General features: G+C 66.1%; 15 protein-coding genes and 1 pseudogene. 9 read left to right on the top strand and 7 right to left on the bottom strand.

The window, feature by feature from the left end; all coding sequences use genetic code 11:
* Window positions 1–683 (bottom strand): mannan chain length control protein LmeA (gene lmeA / locus QOD90_RS22275; protein WP_526353131.1); only part of this gene is annotated, 683 nt, incomplete at its 3' end.
* 157 nt (window positions 684–840) lie between these two features.
* Here lmeA and QOD90_RS22270 point away from each other — a divergent pair.
* The 6 genes from QOD90_RS22270 (at window position 841) to pstB (ending at window position 6,564) form a co-directional block, all read left to right on the top strand.
* A complete protein-coding gene (locus QOD90_RS22270; RefSeq protein ID WP_526353129.1) occupies window positions 841–1,626 on the top strand; it encodes a winged helix-turn-helix transcriptional regulator in 786 nt (261 codons plus the stop codon).
* Complete coding sequence (gene mshD, locus QOD90_RS22265) at window positions 1,623–2,504, top strand: mycothiol synthase (RefSeq protein WP_526353127.1); 882 nt, start codon at window positions 1,623–1,625, stop codon at window positions 2,502–2,504. Before QOD90_RS22270 ends, mshD begins: the two co-directional genes overlap by 4 nt.
* Before the next feature lie 123 nt (window positions 2,505–2,627).
* Window positions 2,628–3,755, top strand: coding sequence for a phosphate ABC transporter substrate-binding protein PstS (pstS, locus tag QOD90_RS22260; protein WP_526353125.1), 1,128 nt, complete (start codon window positions 2,628–2,630; stop codon window positions 3,753–3,755).
* Between the two features lie 63 nt (window positions 3,756–3,818).
* Window positions 3,819–4,850, top strand: a complete 1,032-nt coding sequence (gene pstC, locus QOD90_RS22255) for a phosphate ABC transporter permease subunit PstC (protein WP_526353123.1) — start codon at window positions 3,819–3,821, stop codon at window positions 4,848–4,850.
* A complete protein-coding gene (gene pstA, locus QOD90_RS22250) occupies window positions 4,847–5,761 on the top strand; it encodes a phosphate ABC transporter permease PstA (RefSeq protein WP_526353121.1) in 915 nt (304 codons plus the stop codon). The genes pstC and pstA overlap by 4 nt, the downstream gene beginning before the upstream one ends.
* Before the next feature lie 26 nt (window positions 5,762–5,787).
* Window positions 5,788–6,564 (top strand): phosphate ABC transporter ATP-binding protein PstB, encoded by a 777-nt coding sequence (pstB, locus tag QOD90_RS22245; protein ID WP_526353119.1) that lies wholly within the window; start codon window positions 5,788–5,790, stop codon window positions 6,562–6,564.
* Here pstB and QOD90_RS22240 read toward each other — a convergent pair.
* The gene (locus QOD90_RS22240; RefSeq protein WP_526353117.1) at window positions 6,561–7,535 is read right to left on the bottom strand and encodes a quinone oxidoreductase family protein; all 975 of its coding nucleotides are present in this window, start codon (window positions 7,533–7,535) and stop codon (window positions 6,561–6,563) included. The genes pstB and QOD90_RS22240 overlap by 4 nt on opposite strands.
* An 80-nt stretch (window positions 7,536–7,615) precedes the next feature.
* Between QOD90_RS22240 and QOD90_RS22235 the strand changes: the two genes are divergently transcribed.
* The gene (locus tag QOD90_RS22235; RefSeq protein ID WP_526353115.1) at window positions 7,616–8,122 is read left to right on the top strand and encodes a MarR family winged helix-turn-helix transcriptional regulator; all 507 of its coding nucleotides are present in this window, start codon (window positions 7,616–7,618) and stop codon (window positions 8,120–8,122) included.
* Here the strand turns inward: QOD90_RS22235 and phoU are convergent.
* From phoU to QOD90_RS22215, 4 genes are all read right to left on the bottom strand, one after another.
* Complete coding sequence (gene phoU, locus QOD90_RS22230) at window positions 8,116–8,784, bottom strand: phosphate signaling complex protein PhoU (RefSeq protein WP_526353113.1); 669 nt, start codon at window positions 8,782–8,784, stop codon at window positions 8,116–8,118. The two genes, QOD90_RS22235 and phoU, sit on opposite strands and share 7 nt — an antisense overlap.
* Before the next feature lie 125 nt (window positions 8,785–8,909).
* Entirely contained in the window at window positions 8,910–10,925 is a 2,016-nt protein-coding gene (locus QOD90_RS22225; RefSeq protein WP_526353111.1) for an LCP family protein, read from the bottom strand.
* A gap of 204 nt (window positions 10,926–11,129) precedes the next feature.
* Window positions 11,130–12,308 (bottom strand): tRNA dihydrouridine synthase DusB, encoded by a 1,179-nt coding sequence (gene dusB, locus QOD90_RS22220; protein WP_526353133.1) that lies wholly within the window; start codon window positions 12,306–12,308, stop codon window positions 11,130–11,132.
* Window positions 12,296–13,303, bottom strand: coding sequence for an acyl-ACP desaturase (locus QOD90_RS22215; RefSeq protein ID WP_526353109.1), 1,008 nt, complete (start codon window positions 13,301–13,303; stop codon window positions 12,296–12,298). The genes dusB and QOD90_RS22215 overlap by 13 nt, the downstream gene beginning before the upstream one ends.
* 212 nt (window positions 13,304–13,515) lie before the next feature.
* Between QOD90_RS22215 and QOD90_RS22210 the strand changes: the two genes are divergently transcribed.
* Window positions 13,516–13,803 carry a hypothetical protein gene (locus tag QOD90_RS22210; RefSeq protein ID WP_526353107.1) on the top strand — a complete coding sequence of 96 codons (288 nt, stop codon included), beginning with the start codon at window positions 13,516–13,518 and terminating at the stop codon, window positions 13,801–13,803.
* Window positions 13,804–14,010: 207 nt separating this feature from the next.
* Window positions 14,011–14,448, top strand: a complete 438-nt coding sequence (locus tag QOD90_RS22205) for a hypothetical protein (protein WP_526353105.1) — start codon at window positions 14,011–14,013, stop codon at window positions 14,446–14,448.
* Here QOD90_RS22205 and QOD90_RS22200 read toward each other — a convergent pair.
* Window positions 14,449–14,752 (bottom strand): annotated as a pseudogene (locus QOD90_RS22200) (TetR/AcrR family transcriptional regulator); the annotation flags it as partial.

The raw sequence follows: 14,752 nt of genomic DNA, 5'->3' as shown, positions 1-14,752 counted from the left end.
CCGAACGCCGCCAGGACCGCGGCCTTCTTGTCGTCGGGAACCGGCTCGTCGGCCGTCCCGGCGCCAGTGAGCACGCCGGTCGCGGTAAAGATGAGCGTGGTGTTGTCGTCTTCTGGGGTCGACAGGTCGACCGACACACTGACGCGCTTGTCGAACCCCGCCGCGATGGGCGTCCCGGTGAACACCAGGCCATGGCTCTCGGAGATGCCAGACTCCGTGGTCCCGCCGGTGGCGTCGTTCGTCTCCTTCGGCGGTGCTTCGACCAGCAGATCCTTGATCCCCATGAAGCGGCCGACGTGCGTCGAGTCGACGATGATGCGGCTTTCCAGCTTGCCGACCGGCAGCCTGGAATCCGGCGTGACGAGCCACGACGTCTCGGTGAGGTCGACCGAGTGCAGGGTCGCCTCGAGGGAGACCTTGCCTGCGACGGGGTGGTCAACCCCACCGGCCCTGATCTCCACTTCCCTGAAGTGATGGCCAGTCGCCTGCGTGATGAACGGAAACCCGAGAACGCCGACCCAGGGGTCGAAGGGCAGGTGGTTGGCCGCCCGCACGGCGCGCGCCCAGTGGAATTCGGCGTAGATGGCGGCGCCGAAGTCGGTGCCCACGACGCCGACGGCGAGCGTCGTCACGGTTGCGACGAGTCCGATCAGCACCTTGCGCACCGGCACATTCTGGCCCATGCGGAGCTTCTCACAACGCTCGGCGCGGCTAATTCGCAGGTTGCGCGCTATCGTTATGCCAGCGTCGGCCGGTAACGGCGGCGTGTCAGCCATGAATCTGGGAGATTGCCCGGACACCGACGTCGGGTGATCTTCCCGAAATGCGCTGGAGGACCCGTTGGACCTGTTGCTACTGACCGTCGACCCGCACCCCGAGTCGGTCCTGCCTTCGTTGGCGCTTCTGGCGCACAACGTGCGCGCGGCGCCCACCGAGGTGTCCTCGCTGCTCGAAGCGGGCACCGCGGACGTGGCGATCGTCGATGCCCGGACCGACCTCGCCGCGGCCCGCGGGCTGTGCCGGCTGCTGGGCACCACGGGCACGTCGGTCCCCGTCGTCGCCGTCGTCAACGAGGGCGGACTGGTCGCCGTGAACGTCGAGTGGGGCCTCGACGAGATCATGCTGCCCAATACGGGCCCAGCCGAGATCGACGCCAGACTGCGACTGCTGGTCGGGCGTCGCGGCGGCGCCGCCGATCAGGAGAGCGCGGGCAAGGTCAACCTCGGTGAGCTCGTCATCGACGAGGGGACGTACACCGCCCGGCTTCGCGGTCGCCCGCTCGACCTCACGTATAAGGAATTCGAGCTCCTCAAGTACCTGGCACAGCACGCCGGCCGGGTGTTCACCAGGGCGCAACTACTTCAGGAGGTATGGGGCTACGACTTCTTCGGCGGCACCCGCACCGTCGACGTGCACGTGCGACGCCTCCGCGCCAAGCTCGGCCCCGAGTACGAGTCGTTGATCGGAACCGTCCGCAACGTCGGCTACAAGGCCGTGCGGCCCGCGCGAGGGCGGCAACCGGTGCCCGAACCCGATCTGGCGGAGGATTACGACGATGCCGACGCCTACGACCAGGACCCTGCGGACTTCGCCGGCGGGGTAGGCGATCCGCTGCGCACTCCGTGAGCGTAATTGCATGGCGGACAACACTTTCCGACGTTGATCAGCGCCAAGTCAAGCTCGTCTTCGACGCGGCGAAGGCCACCGACGGCACCGCGCCGGTCGGTGACCAGGTACTCCGCGAACTCCCCAACGACCGCACCAGACACCTCATTGCCGAAGTCGACGGCGACATCGTCGGATACCTCAACCTGGTGTCCGCCGCCGACGCTCCGGCCATGGCCGAGGTCGCCGTCCACCCCGACGCCCGCAGGCGTGGCATCGGGTCCGAACTGATCCGAGCGGGCCTCGCCGAGGGCGGTGCGGGCACCCGCGTCTGGGCGCACGGCAACCTCGAGCCCGCGAGAGCGACGGCCGCCGCGCTCGACCTCGTCGCCGTCCGCGAGCTGCTGCAAATGCGTCGTCCGCTCGGCGACCTGCCCCCGGTGAAGGTCTCCGACGGCGTCCGGCTGCGCACCTACGAGGGTTCCGGCGATGACGCGGAACTGCTTCGGGTCAACAACGCCGCCTTCTCCTGGCACCCCGAACAGGGCGGCTGGTCCGACGCGGACATCGCCGAGCGCCGCGGTGAATCGTGGTTCGACCCCCAGGGGCTTTTCCTGGCGTTCGACGACCAAACCGGAAAGCTGCTCGGCTTCCACTGGACCAAGGTTCACGGGCCCGAGCTCGGCGAGGTCTACGTCGTCGGAGTCGATCCGGAGGCCCAGGGGCGTGGGCTCGGTGCGACGCTGACGCTGGCCGGTCTTCACCATCTCGCGGACCGTCTCGGTCCTCTTGCCGAGGTGACGCTTTACGTCGAGGCTGATAACTCGGCAGCCGTCAAGACCTACGAGCGGCTCGATTTTCGGGTCTTCGCGGCGGACGTGGCGTACACGCTGCGTTAGCCCTCAGCTGTGAAATCGCTGAGGCTGTTCACCGCTCGTTCACCTTTCGTCAGCGCTTCGTCCACTAGCGCCGCATACGTTGCCGTGGAGTCCTGAGGCAGACAAAAATCGAAAGTGGGATCAGTGAAGCTCAATCGCTTTGGCAAGGTGCTTGGCACGACCCTATCGGCGGCGGCACTCGCCACGATGACGATGACCGCGTGCGGCAGTGACAACAACTCCGGAACTTCGTCGAGCACCGCATCGGGATCGTCCTCCGCTGCTGCCGCCGACTGCGGCGGCAAGGCCGCCCTGACCGCTGAGGGTTCGACCGCCCAGCAGAACGCGATCGCCGAATTCAACAAGGCCTGGGGCCAGGTCTGCTCGGGCAAGAGCCTTTCCTACAACCCCACCGGTTCCGGCGCGGGCGTCACGCAGTTCATCGCCAAGCAGGTGGACTTCGCCGGCTCCGACTCGGCCCTGTCCGACGACCAGGTCGCCCCGGCGACCGAGCGTTGCGGCGGAAACCCGGCCTGGAACCTGCCGCTGGTGTTCGGCCCCGTCGCGATGGCCTACAACCTCGAGGGCGTCGACAAGCTGGTCGTGAACGCCGACCTGCTCGCCAAGATCTTCACCGGCGCCATCACCACGTGGAACGACCCGGCCATCGCCGCCCTCAATGGCGGCGCCACCCTGCCGGACACCAAGATCACGCCGATCTACCGCTCGGATTCCTCGGGCACCACCGACAACTTCCAGAAGTACCTGACCGCGGCCGCACCGGCGACCTGGACCAAGGGTGCCGGCAAGGAATTCCAGGGTGGCGCTGGCGAGGGCGCGCAGAAGTCGTCCGGCGTCGTGCAGGCCGTGCAGGCCACGCCGGGTGCCATCGGCTACGTCGAGAAGAGCCCGGCGGCCGCGGCGAACCTGCCGTTCGCGCAGATCGACAGCGGTGCAGGTGCGGTCGAGCTGACCGACGAGACGACGGCGAAGGCCGTGGCCGACGCCAAGTTCAAGGCCGAGGGCTTGGACCTGACGCTCGACCTCAATGCGCTCTACGCCTCCAAGGCGGCAGGCGCCTACCCCCTGATGCTGGCCACGTACGAGATCGTCTGCTCCAAGGGCTATGACGCCGACACCGCTGCTGCGGTGAAGTCGTTTCTGACGGTCTCGGCCAACCAGGGCCAGGCCACCTTGTCCAAGGCAGGCTTCGTCCCCCTGCCCGACAGTTTCAAGGAGCGATTGCTCAAGTCCGTCGACGCAATTGCGTAGTCGGCTGGCATACCGCCACCAACGCGGTGAGGATGGGTTCTGGAACCTATGACGGATAACGGGATGACAGTGACGACACCGAACCCAACCGGCGCGGGATCGGGCGAGGTAATCGCTTCGCCCCTTCCCTCTCCGGAACCCATCTCCACCGACCCCTCCAAGGGCGCGAAGAAGCGCTGGGGGGACCGGATCTTCGGCGGGCTCGCCGAAGGTTCGGGCATCCTCATCGTCGTTCTCATCGCAGCAATTGGGGTGTTCCTCCTCATGCGCGCGATCCCGGCGCTGAGCCGCAACCAGGAGAACTTCTTCACCTACGGCGGCAACTGGATCACCACCGACACGTCGGCGATGCACTTCGGCATTCTCGACCTGCTTCAGGTAACGGTCTTCGTGTCGGTGTTCGCCCTGGTGCTGGCCATGCCGGTCGCGCTAGGCATCGCGATCTTCCTGACGCAGTACTCGCCGCGGCGACTCGCCGGTCCGCTGGCATACGTAGTCGACCTGCTGGCGGCGGTGCCGTCGATCGTCTACGGCGTGTGGGGGCTGTACGTGCTCGCGCCCGTGCTCAAGCCCTTCGCACTGTGGCTCAACCACAACCTGGATTGGCTGTTCCTGTTCAAGACCGGCACCGCGTCCGTCGCGGGTGGCGGCACGATCTTCACCGCAGGCATCGTGTTGGCCGTGATGATCCTGCCGATCATCACGGCCGTCTCCCGCGAGGTGTTCATCCAGACGCCACGCGGTCAGATCGAGGCTGCTTTGGCTCTTGGCGCCACCCGGTGGGAGGTCGTGAAGACGACGGTCCTGCCGTTCGGGCTGTCGGGCTACATCAGCGGTGCGATGCTCGGCCTCGGCCGCGCGCTCGGCGAGACCATCGCGCTGCTGATCATCCTGCGCGGTACGCAGACGGCCTTCGGCTGGTCGCTGTTCGACGGTGGGTACACCTTCGCCAGCAAGATCGCAGCCACCGCAAGCGAATTCAACGATCAGTACAAGGCGGGCGCCTACATCGCGGCAGGCCTGGTGTTGTTCATCCTCACGTTCGTGGTGAACTCGCTGGCTCGCGCCGCAGTCGCCGGAAGGGGTGCGAAATGACGGCCACGCTCGACCAACCGGTCAAGGCGCCCACGTTCCAGGGCGTCAGTGCCAAGCGCAAACTGACCAACAACGTTGCGACGGTGCTGGTTTCGGCCTCGGTACTGGTCGCATTGGTGCCACTGATCTGGGTGCTGTACTCGGTCATCACGAAGGGCTTCGCCGCGATTTCCTCCGCGGTGTGGTTCAGCCATTCCCAGGCCGGCACCACCGCGTTCGAGGCGGGTGGCGGCGTCTACCACGCCATCATGGGCACGCTGCTGCAAGGCCTGGTCTGCTCCATCATCTCGATTCCCATCGGAGTGATGGTGGCGGTGTACCTCGTCGAGTACGGCGGTGGCACTCGGCTGGGCAGGGTCACCACGTTCATGGTCGACATCCTCACGGGTGTGCCGTCGATCGTGGCCGCGCTCTTCATCTATGCGCTGTGGGTGGCGACCCTGGGCTTCGGGCGCTCCGGTTTCGCGGTCTCGCTGGCGTTGGTGCTGCTGATGATCCCGGTCATCGTGCGGGCCACCGAGGAAATGCTGCGCATCGTGCCGATGGACCTCCGAGAGGCGAGTTACGCACTGGGCGTTCCGAAGTGGAAGACCATCGTGCGCATCGTCATCCCGACGGCACTCTCGGGCATCGTCACCGGCATCATGCTTGCCCTGGCCCGCGTGATGGGTGAGACCGCGCCACTACTGATCTTGGTCGGCTATGCCGCCTCGATCAACTTCGACATGTTCGGCGGGTTCATGGGCTCGCTGCCCGGCATGATGTACGACCAGATCTCGGCCGGGGCCGGTGCCAACCCGGTTCCCACCGATCGGCTGTGGGGTGCCGCCCTGACGCTGGTCCTGCTGATCGCGCTTCTCAACATCGCGGCGCGGCTCGTCGCAAAGATCTTCTCTCCCAAAAAAGTCTAGCCCCCAAGAAGGTTTAGGAGCTCCCCGTGGCCAAGCGCCTCGATCTCAAAGACGTCAACATCTACTACGGATCGTTTCACGCCGTGGCCGAGGTGGCACTTTCGGTGCAGCCGCGCAGCGTGACGGCGTTCATCGGTCCGTCCGGCTGCGGCAAGTCGACGGTGCTGCGCACCCTGAACCGGATGCACGAGGTCATTCCCGGTGCGCGCGTTGAGGGCTCGGTGCTCCTCGACGGTGAGGACATCTACGGGGCAGGCGTCGACCCCGTCGGCGTGCGTAAGACCATCGGCATGGTGTTCCAGCGGCCAAATCCGTTCCCCACCATGTCGATTCGCGACAACGTGGTCGCCGGACTGAAGCTGCAGGGCAGGCACAGCAAGAAGGCGCTCGACGAGGTCGCCGAGCGTTCCCTCAAGGGCGCCAACCTGTGGAACGAGGTCAAGGATCGGTTGGACAAGCCCGGCGGCGGCCTCTCCGGCGGCCAGCAGCAGCGGCTCTGCATCGCCCGTGCCATCGCCGTGCAACCCGACGTGCTGCTCATGGACGAGCCGTGCTCGGCGCTCGACCCCATCTCGACGCTGGCCATCGAGGATCTGATCTCGGAGCTCAAGCAGGACTTCACCATCGTGATCGTCACGCACAACATGCAGCAGGCCGCTCGGGTGAGCGATCAGACTGCCTTCTTCAACCTGGAGGCGACGGGCAAGCCCGGCAGGCTGATCGAAATCGACGACACCGAGAAGATCTTCTCCAACCCGACGCAGAAGGCCACCGAGGATTACATCTCGGGTCGCTTCGGCTAAGGGGTCAACACCACTCGGGTGCCCGCCGGTTCCGCCGCGGTCCATACCCGTTCGACGTCCGCCAGGGGCCTAGCTTGCACGCGGAGGTGCAGTCGGTGCTCCGCGACCATGGTGAAGAGCTTCGGCAGCGCCTCGCTGCGCGTCCGCATCATCACGTCGGCTGGCACGCTGCCGATGCCGACGCCGGACATCACGATGCCGGTGCCGCGCAGGATGCCTGCGGGCAGGGTCATTGTCAGGCCGGCCATGGAGCCGATCTGGACGAAGCGGGTCGGGTAGTAGTGCGCGGCGGAGTGGCTCGCGCTTAGCGACTCGAGCACCCGTTCGGCAGGCTCACCCCAGAGGTAGTCGAGTACCGCGTCGAATGGCCGCTCGGCGTGCATGGCGGTCACCCTGGCGCCCAGGTCGTCGGCGCCGAGTGCGATGGCGTCATCTGCGCCGACTGTGCGCAGCCACTCCAGCCGTGTGGTGTCCCGGCCCGCGACGACGACGGTGCCCGCGCCGAATACGGACTTGGCCAGCTGGACGGCCATCGAGCCGGTGACGCCGGTCGCTCCGAGGACCAGCACGTGATCACCGGGCTTCACGGCGGCCGCGTATTCCAGTGCCATCCACGCCGACATGCCTGGATTGGGGATGGCCGCTGCGGTAACTGAGTCGATGTCGGTGGGCAGCACAACTGCGCTGGCCGGGTCGATCAGCACCCGCTCGGCCATCGTGCCGTACGGCTTGAGCGCGCCCGTGTAGATGCGGGTGCCGTCCTCGAGGCGCGCGACCCCGTCCACGCCGGGGATCGCGGGTAGTTCGATTTCCTTGCTGGCGTAGTGCTTTCCCGACACCAGACCACGGGTGAGGTTGGTCAGTGCGGATGCTTCCACGGTCGCGATCACCGCGCCGTTGCGGACGACGGGCTCGGGCACCTCCCCATAGATCGGTGCTCGGCCCCATTCCTCGACTACTGCTGCCTTCATCGGCACTCCTATGTTTCTATGGAAATGGTTTCCTAAGAAACAATGTACGAGCTATCGGCCCGGATGACAAGATGGTTTCCATGAAAACCAAGTCGGCGCTCATCGCGGAGATCAACGATCTGGTGGGTGCGGTTGGCGACAAATTCGACGGTGACGAAGACGGTGACGCCGAGCGCGACTTTCTGGCCGAGCGCTGTCCCGCGCGACTGCAGGGCGCCCTCCGCTCGCTGCCGACGCTATCGATGCACCTTCTCGCTGCGATCGCGGCGGGGCCCGTCAGCGTGATCGGGCTCGCTTCCCGGTCCGGACAGCTGAAGGGGACCGTGTCCAAGCATGTCCAGCGGCTCGTCGAGGCGGGCCTCGTGGCACGCATGCCGATCCCCGGCAACCGCAAGGAGATCGAGCTGACGCTCACGGCCGACGGCGAGTTGGTGGTCGCCGCCCACCAACAATTGCATGACGAGATGGCCCTCGGGGTGCATGACTTTCTGCAGGCCTATAGCAACGCCGACCTACAGGTAGTCGCGACGATGCTGCAGGATCTGCTGTCGGCCAGCAAGGACGGCGTGCGGATCTCCCGTCACTGAGCTGCCGGGACGGCTTCCTCGTCGGGGAAACGACCGGTGACCTGGAAGATGACGCGACGCGCCACCTCGACCGCGTGATCGGCGAACCGCTCGTAGAAACGGCTCAGCAGCGTCACGTCGACCGCCGCCACGACGCCGTGCTTCCACTCGCGGTCCATCAACACCGAGAACAGGTGGCGGTGAAGATCGTCCATCGCGTCGTCCTCTTCGCGGATGCGCGCGGCCTTCTCCGGGTCTCGGGTGACCAACACCTCTTGGGCGCTGTTGCCGAGATCGACTGCCACCCGGCCCATTTCGGCGAAGTACCCGTTGACCTCTTCCGGCAGGGTGTGCTGGGGGTGGCGGCGGCGGGCGATCTTCGCGACGTGCAGTGCCAAGGCGCCCATCCGGTCGACGTCGGCCACGATCTGAATTGAGCTGACGATTGCGCGAAGGTCGCCGGCGACGGGAGCCTGGAGCGCTAGAAGGACGAAGGCGGCTTCCTCGGCCTTGGCGCTCATCGCGGCGATTTGCTCGTGATCGGTGATGACCTGTTCGGCGAGCACCAGGTCGGCCTGCAGCAGAGCCTGGGTCGCGCGCTCCATGGCTGCGCCGGCAAGCCCACACATCTCTCCGAGCTGGTCCGTGAGAGCAGCCAGTTGCTCGTGGTAAGCGGTACGCATGTCTCAAGCGTACGGGCTGGGCATCGAAACCGTCACGACCCCGAGGGTGAACGAAAGGTGAATGCCACCTGCCGCGATGCCGAACTGCTCCTCGCACGGGCGCTCGTCGGTGGCGCTCGCGGGCGTTACTCGCAGGTGGTGTCGGCGGCGTTGGTGACCGTCAGGTCCTCGGGGAGATGAGTGGTTTCGCTGCTGCGGTCGTGCACGACGTGTACCTGCACCGACGAGCCGCTGGGCCACGGGGCCTTGACCGAATTGAAGTCCGAGCCCAGAACCACCCGGATCACGTTGCCCATGCCAGACACGCGCTCGATGCTTGGGACGGTTGGGTTCGCGAACGACGACGCGACGGTGGCCGCGGCCTGCTCGTTGCCGGACGAGAAGAACACCGTCGTGGAGCCCAGCGGGCCGGGGTAGTCGTCCGGGGTGTCCACGGTGAAGCCGTGTTGCTCGAGTTCGCTGGCCGCGGTCGACGCCAGGCCGTCCTCGCCGGTCGAGTTCGACACCCGCACGGTGATGCCGCCGGGACTGGTGGTGACCGCATCGACGAGTTCGCCGTTGGCATCGACGCTAGCGGGCGAAGGGGTGGCGGCCTCTGGCGTCGCGGGAACCGGGGTGTTGTCGGCGTTCTTCTCCTCCGGCAGCGGATCGTCATTGATGATCGCGTCGAAGAGCGAACGCATGTCCTCGGTGCGGGGGACCTCGTTGCCGTACTCGTCGGCGTACCCGACCGTGGGAACGGTGACGAACGTGATGCGCCCCGCGTTGACGCCCTGAACGGACTGGCCAAGGTCGACCAGATCCTTGGTCTGGATGTTGTCGACGGTGCTGTCGTTGATGAACAGGTTCACGACGTTGTTCAGCTTGCTCAGCGAGAAGAACGTGTCTTTGGAGATCAACGATCGCAGCAGCGACGAAAGGAACAACTGCTGGCGTTTGATGCGGCCGTAGTCGCCATTGGTCTCGGTGGTGACCTGCCGGGCCCTGACGTACTGCAGCGCGGTGTGCCCGTCGACGACCTGCCTGCCCGCATTGGCCAGCACCGTGCCGAGTTCGTAGTCCTCGAGCGGAGTGGTGCTGCACACCTCGACGCCGCCCAACGCGTCGACCATCTTGGCGAAGCCCGCGAAATCGACGGCCATGAAGCGGTTCACCGAGAGCCCGGACAGCTTCTGGATCACCTTCACCAGACACTTCGGCCCGCCGACGGCGTACGCGGAGTTCAGCTTGGTCTCGGTGTAGACCTTGTCCATCTGGTAGACGGGTGAGTCCGGGTCGGTCGCCGGTCCATAGACGCCGGTGCTGGGATCCCAGTGCTCGCACTCCATCGGAGTGATCGAGAGGTCGCGTGGGAACGACACGGCCACAACACGTTTGCGGTTGGCCGGGATGTTGACCAGCATGATGGTGTCCGAGCGCGCGCCCGCCGCGTCGTCGGTGGTGCCCGCGCCCATGTCGCTGTTCTGGCCCGCGCGGCTGTCGGTGCCGACGATCAGGAAGTTCTCGTCACCGAACTGGGCGCCGGGGTCGACGATGTCGCGTGAGTTCGGGTCGAGCGCCGCCACCTTGTTGAGGTTGTTGTTCTTCGACGCCTGCCATTGCCATGCGGCACCCGTCATCGCCAGTGCGAGCACCGCGATCAATGCTGCCGCGACCCGGCCCATCACCATCGCCGTGCGCCGGCCACGGTGGGAATCGACGGCCGTGACCGGTTCCGGGGTGGAGCCGACCCACTCGGGCGTCGCGGGTTCCCTGCGTAGTTCCGTCAGGATGGGTAGTTCCGAGGCGTGTGCCGGAAGGACGGGGATGACGTCCGTTTCGGCGTCGCGCGCGGCCGTCTCGCGGGCAGTGTTCTCACCGCGACGTCGCGGCTCGTCACCCTTCTCGTCGGGGACTGTCCCGGACACCTTCGCGATCAGGTCGGCGACCGTCACTCCGTCGGTGTGGTTGCCCACTGAAGGGGGAGAAACATGTGAAGCGGGAGCGGATGGAACCCGTCGTCGCTCCCACGGCGCGGCGGCTGGCGTCGGCCGTGGCGTTCGGGTAAGCCAATCATTGGCAGGTTTGTCAGTGCGTGGGTCAGCGTCGTCGGGTTGCCCCGGTGACCGATGACCGGCAGCGGCGTTGTCGCCGTCACTCATGTCCTATCGGCCTCCGACTGTCAGCAGCGTCGTGCGCTCTGCGCACCCATGTCCTCGAGTGCTCTAGCTCGTCCAGCAGCACGTCAGGGGCTCCGCGTGCCGGAACCCGTCGTAGTGGTCCCTCATCGTACTGAGACAACCCGAGTTCGAGCCAGTCGAAGAAGCGTCAGTGCAGTCTCGATGATGTCTCGCCAACGAGACGAATCAGCCCCCGGAATGCATGACGTCCGCTCCGGCGGGCACCGTGCAGTCGTCCGGATCGCTCAGCCACCCCTCCGGGAGGGTCACGGATCCAGGGGAACCCTGCCTGCCGCGCGGGCCTTCGGCCGCACGGGGGAAGGGCACGTCCGGATCGAGCTGAGACAACAGGGCGTCGAGTTCCGAAAGGGTCTTGACCAGCGCCAACGCGCGTCGCAGATCGGCGCCGGCGGGAAACCCGTGCAGGTACCAGGCGACGTGCTTGCGGATGTCGCGCATGCCCTTGTCCTCGCCGAAGTGGGCGGCGAGGAGTTCTCCGTGTCGGCGCGCGATGACGGCGACCTCACCCAGTGTGGGCGGGGTGATGGGCTCACTGCCCGTGAACGCCGCGGACAGCTCCGCGAACAACCACGGCCTGCCGAGACAGCCGCGACCGATCACGACTCCGTCACAGCCGGTGACGGCCATCATCTTCAATGCGTCGTCGGCGTCGAAGATGTCCCCGTTGCCCAGCACGGGAACTCCTGTGACGTGCTGCTTGAGCTCGGCGATCTGGTCCCAGTCGGCGTTGCCCGAGTAACGCTGCGCGGCGGTGCGGGCATGCAGCGCGACGGCCGCGGCGCCTTCTTCAGCGGCGATCCTGCCCGCGTCGAGGTGAGTGTGGTGGTCGTCGTCGATCCCGATCCGGAACTTCACGGTGACGGGAATCCGGGTGCCTGCCGTGGCACGCACTGCGGCAGCCACGATCTGGCCGAACAGCCTGCGCTTGTAGGGCAGGGCCGCACCGCCCCCGCGGCGGGTGACCTTGGGGACCGGGCAGCCGAAGTTCATGTCGATGTGATCGGCCATGTCCTCGTCGACGATCATCTTCGCCGCTGCGTACGTGGTCTCCGGGTCGACCGTGTAGAGCTGCAGGGAGCGCGGTGACTCGTCGGGACCGAATGTCGTCATGTGCATGGTGCTGGCGTTGCGCTCCACCAATGCCCGCGCCGTCACCATCTCGCAGACGTACAGCCCGCTGACGGTGCCCGCGCGAGCGAGTTCGAGCTCGCGGCACAGGGTGCGGAACGCGACGTTCGTGACGCCGGCCATCGGGGCCAGCACGACGGGACTGCGCAACGCGATCGGCCCGATCTGGAGTTGAGCAGATCGGGCCGGGACGCGTTCTTCGGTTAGGACGCCGATGCCGATGACGTCACCAGAAGGTTCTTCATCGCCTTCTTCTCGGCCATCTTGCGCTCGCGCTCGAGGCGACGTTCCTTGGCCACCTCGAACTTCACGCAGGTTTCCTCGAGTTCCTCGACCAGCTTGCCGAGGTCGTCGCGCATCTCAGCGGCCTCGCCGGTGAAGTCTTCGCGCTCGAAGATGCGCCACTTCTTCAGCACGGGCATCACGACGTCGTCGAGGTGGATGCGAGGGTCGTACACGCCGCCGACGGCGATGACGACTGCCTTGCGACGGAACTCGGGCACCGTGTATCCGGGCATCTTGAAATTGCGCAGCACTCGGTGCAGCCCCTTCATCGCCTGGTTCGGGGCGATTTCGAAACCTGCGGCGCTGACGTCGCGGTAGAAGATCATGTGCAGGTTCTCGTCAGCCGAAACCCGTTGCAGCAGTTGGTCGGCGACCGTTTCGTTGCACGCCTTGCCGGTGTTGCGATGCGAAACCCGGGTGGCCAGCTCCTGGAAGGTCACGTAGATGACCGAGTCGAAAAGGCTCTCGGCGAACATCTCGCCCTGTGGGCCCTGGCCGGGGCTGAAGCCGCGTGTCATCTGCTCAACGCGCAGTTCCTCGAGCTCGAGCGGATCGATCGCCCGGGTGACGACGAGGTAGTCGCGCAGGGCGATGCCGTGCCGGTTCTCTTCGGCCGTCCAGCGGTTGACCCACCAGCCCCAGGGGCCGTCCATGCTGAAGTTCATCGCGATCTCGCGGTGGTACGACGGCAGGTTGTCCTCCGTCAGGAGGTTCTGCAGCATGGAGACTTGGGCGACCTCGGACAGCTTCGACTCTTCCGGGCTCCAGTCCTGGCCACCGAGCGCGTAGTAGTTCTTGCCATCCGACCACGGGATGTAGTCATGCGGATTCCAGTCCTTGCGCATCCGCATGTGGCGGTTGATGTTCTGCTCGACCACCGGTTCGAGTTCGTGCAGAAGCTGCAGGTCGGTCAACACGGTCGACATAGACCCTCCCAGTTATCTGTACCTGTTGGTTGCACTCAATATATCTGTGTCCCACGGTGACATCAAGTTCTACGTAGCGGAGTGTCGCGATGCCGCCGCCAACAACTCTCGGGAGCAGCACGGCAAGGGTAGTATCCGGCACGGAACGATCCCGCCCTGGCAAACGCGAGTCGCCGGCAATGCCCTGGCGATGACGAAAGGTCGCTACGTACGTGAAGAAGATCCTGGTCCTCGGAGGCGCAGCAATCGGCTCGGTCGCGATGATGACGCTGGGCGGCGGCGTTGCCTCCGCCGACGACGTCGTCGGGCAAAAGTACTCGGAGGCGCAGTCGGCGCTCAGCGCGCAGGGCCTGGGGTCACAGGTGGCCTCGACGATCGGTGGTCGCAAAGATTTGGGCGATTGCATCGTCACCAGTGCTCACGCCGCGCCCACCGTCGATGGCTACGGCAACAGAAAGGCCGGCACCATGCTGGTCAACCTCGACTGCGGCGGGAAATAGAGCTCCGAGTTGGGCGGCCGGAAATCCCTCGGCGACGCGGGTCGTGCTCGCGCAGCAACGCGTGGGTCGCGGAGCGGGTGGTTGGTCGCTGACCGTGCAGTGCGTCGACGCACCGCGCCGACGACGGGAGCCGCTGCGCCGGCGCGCGGACGGCGGTACTATCCCGCGAGCAAGACATTGCGACTCCGCGAACAGATAGGGCTAGAAGTGAAGAAGCTCATCGTTGTTGGTTCTGGCGCCATTGGCGCGCTGGCTGTGTCGGCGCTTCTCGGCGGTGGTGTTGCTTCAGCAGACGACTACGCGGGGCAAACGTATTCCGACGCATCGACGGCGGCCAGCCAGTCCGGTCAGACGGTCGTCGTGGCCGCCCGCACCGGCGACAAGCTGTCGCAGGGTGACTGCATCGTCGAGCGCTCGCAGACTGCGCCGTTCGCCAGCGCCAACGACGGCGTCCACGTGTCCGACACCGTGCAGTTCTACTTGAACTGCAATGGCGGTTACGCGACGGCTACCAAACCCGGTAACTCGGTGGGGAGCCAGGAAGGCCGCGAGGCGAAGGCCGCCGCCGACCAGGCCGCCGCCGAGCAGAACGCGTCCGACGAGCTGGCCGACGCCGGCGCGACTCCCGGCGCACCAGGCGCGTAGCTAGTGGCTTGACACCCGGCTGAGCAGCATGTCGACGCAATAGTCGATGAACTGCTCGCGGGTGGTCGCCAAGCGGCCGTTCAGGTAGGCCGTGAACAGTGCCGTGAGCGCGCCGACGAGACCGGTCGCCACCATGGCCTGGACCGCTGGGTCGGTAATGCGCGTCAGCTTGCGTTGCAGCAGGTCGATGAAGTTGGGCATCCATTCTGCGCCCGATTTCGTCAGCACCGGCTCCCGTTCCGGCGCGATCAGCAGCACCCGTCCCCGTACCGGGTCGTCGACCATGAGGGCGACGAACCTCTCG

The organism is Mycobacterium sp. (assembly GCF_032161845.1).
Lineage (GTDB): Bacteria > Actinomycetota > Actinomycetes > Mycobacteriales > Mycobacteriaceae > Mycobacterium.
This window is presented reverse-complemented; position numbering and strand designations above follow the sequence as displayed.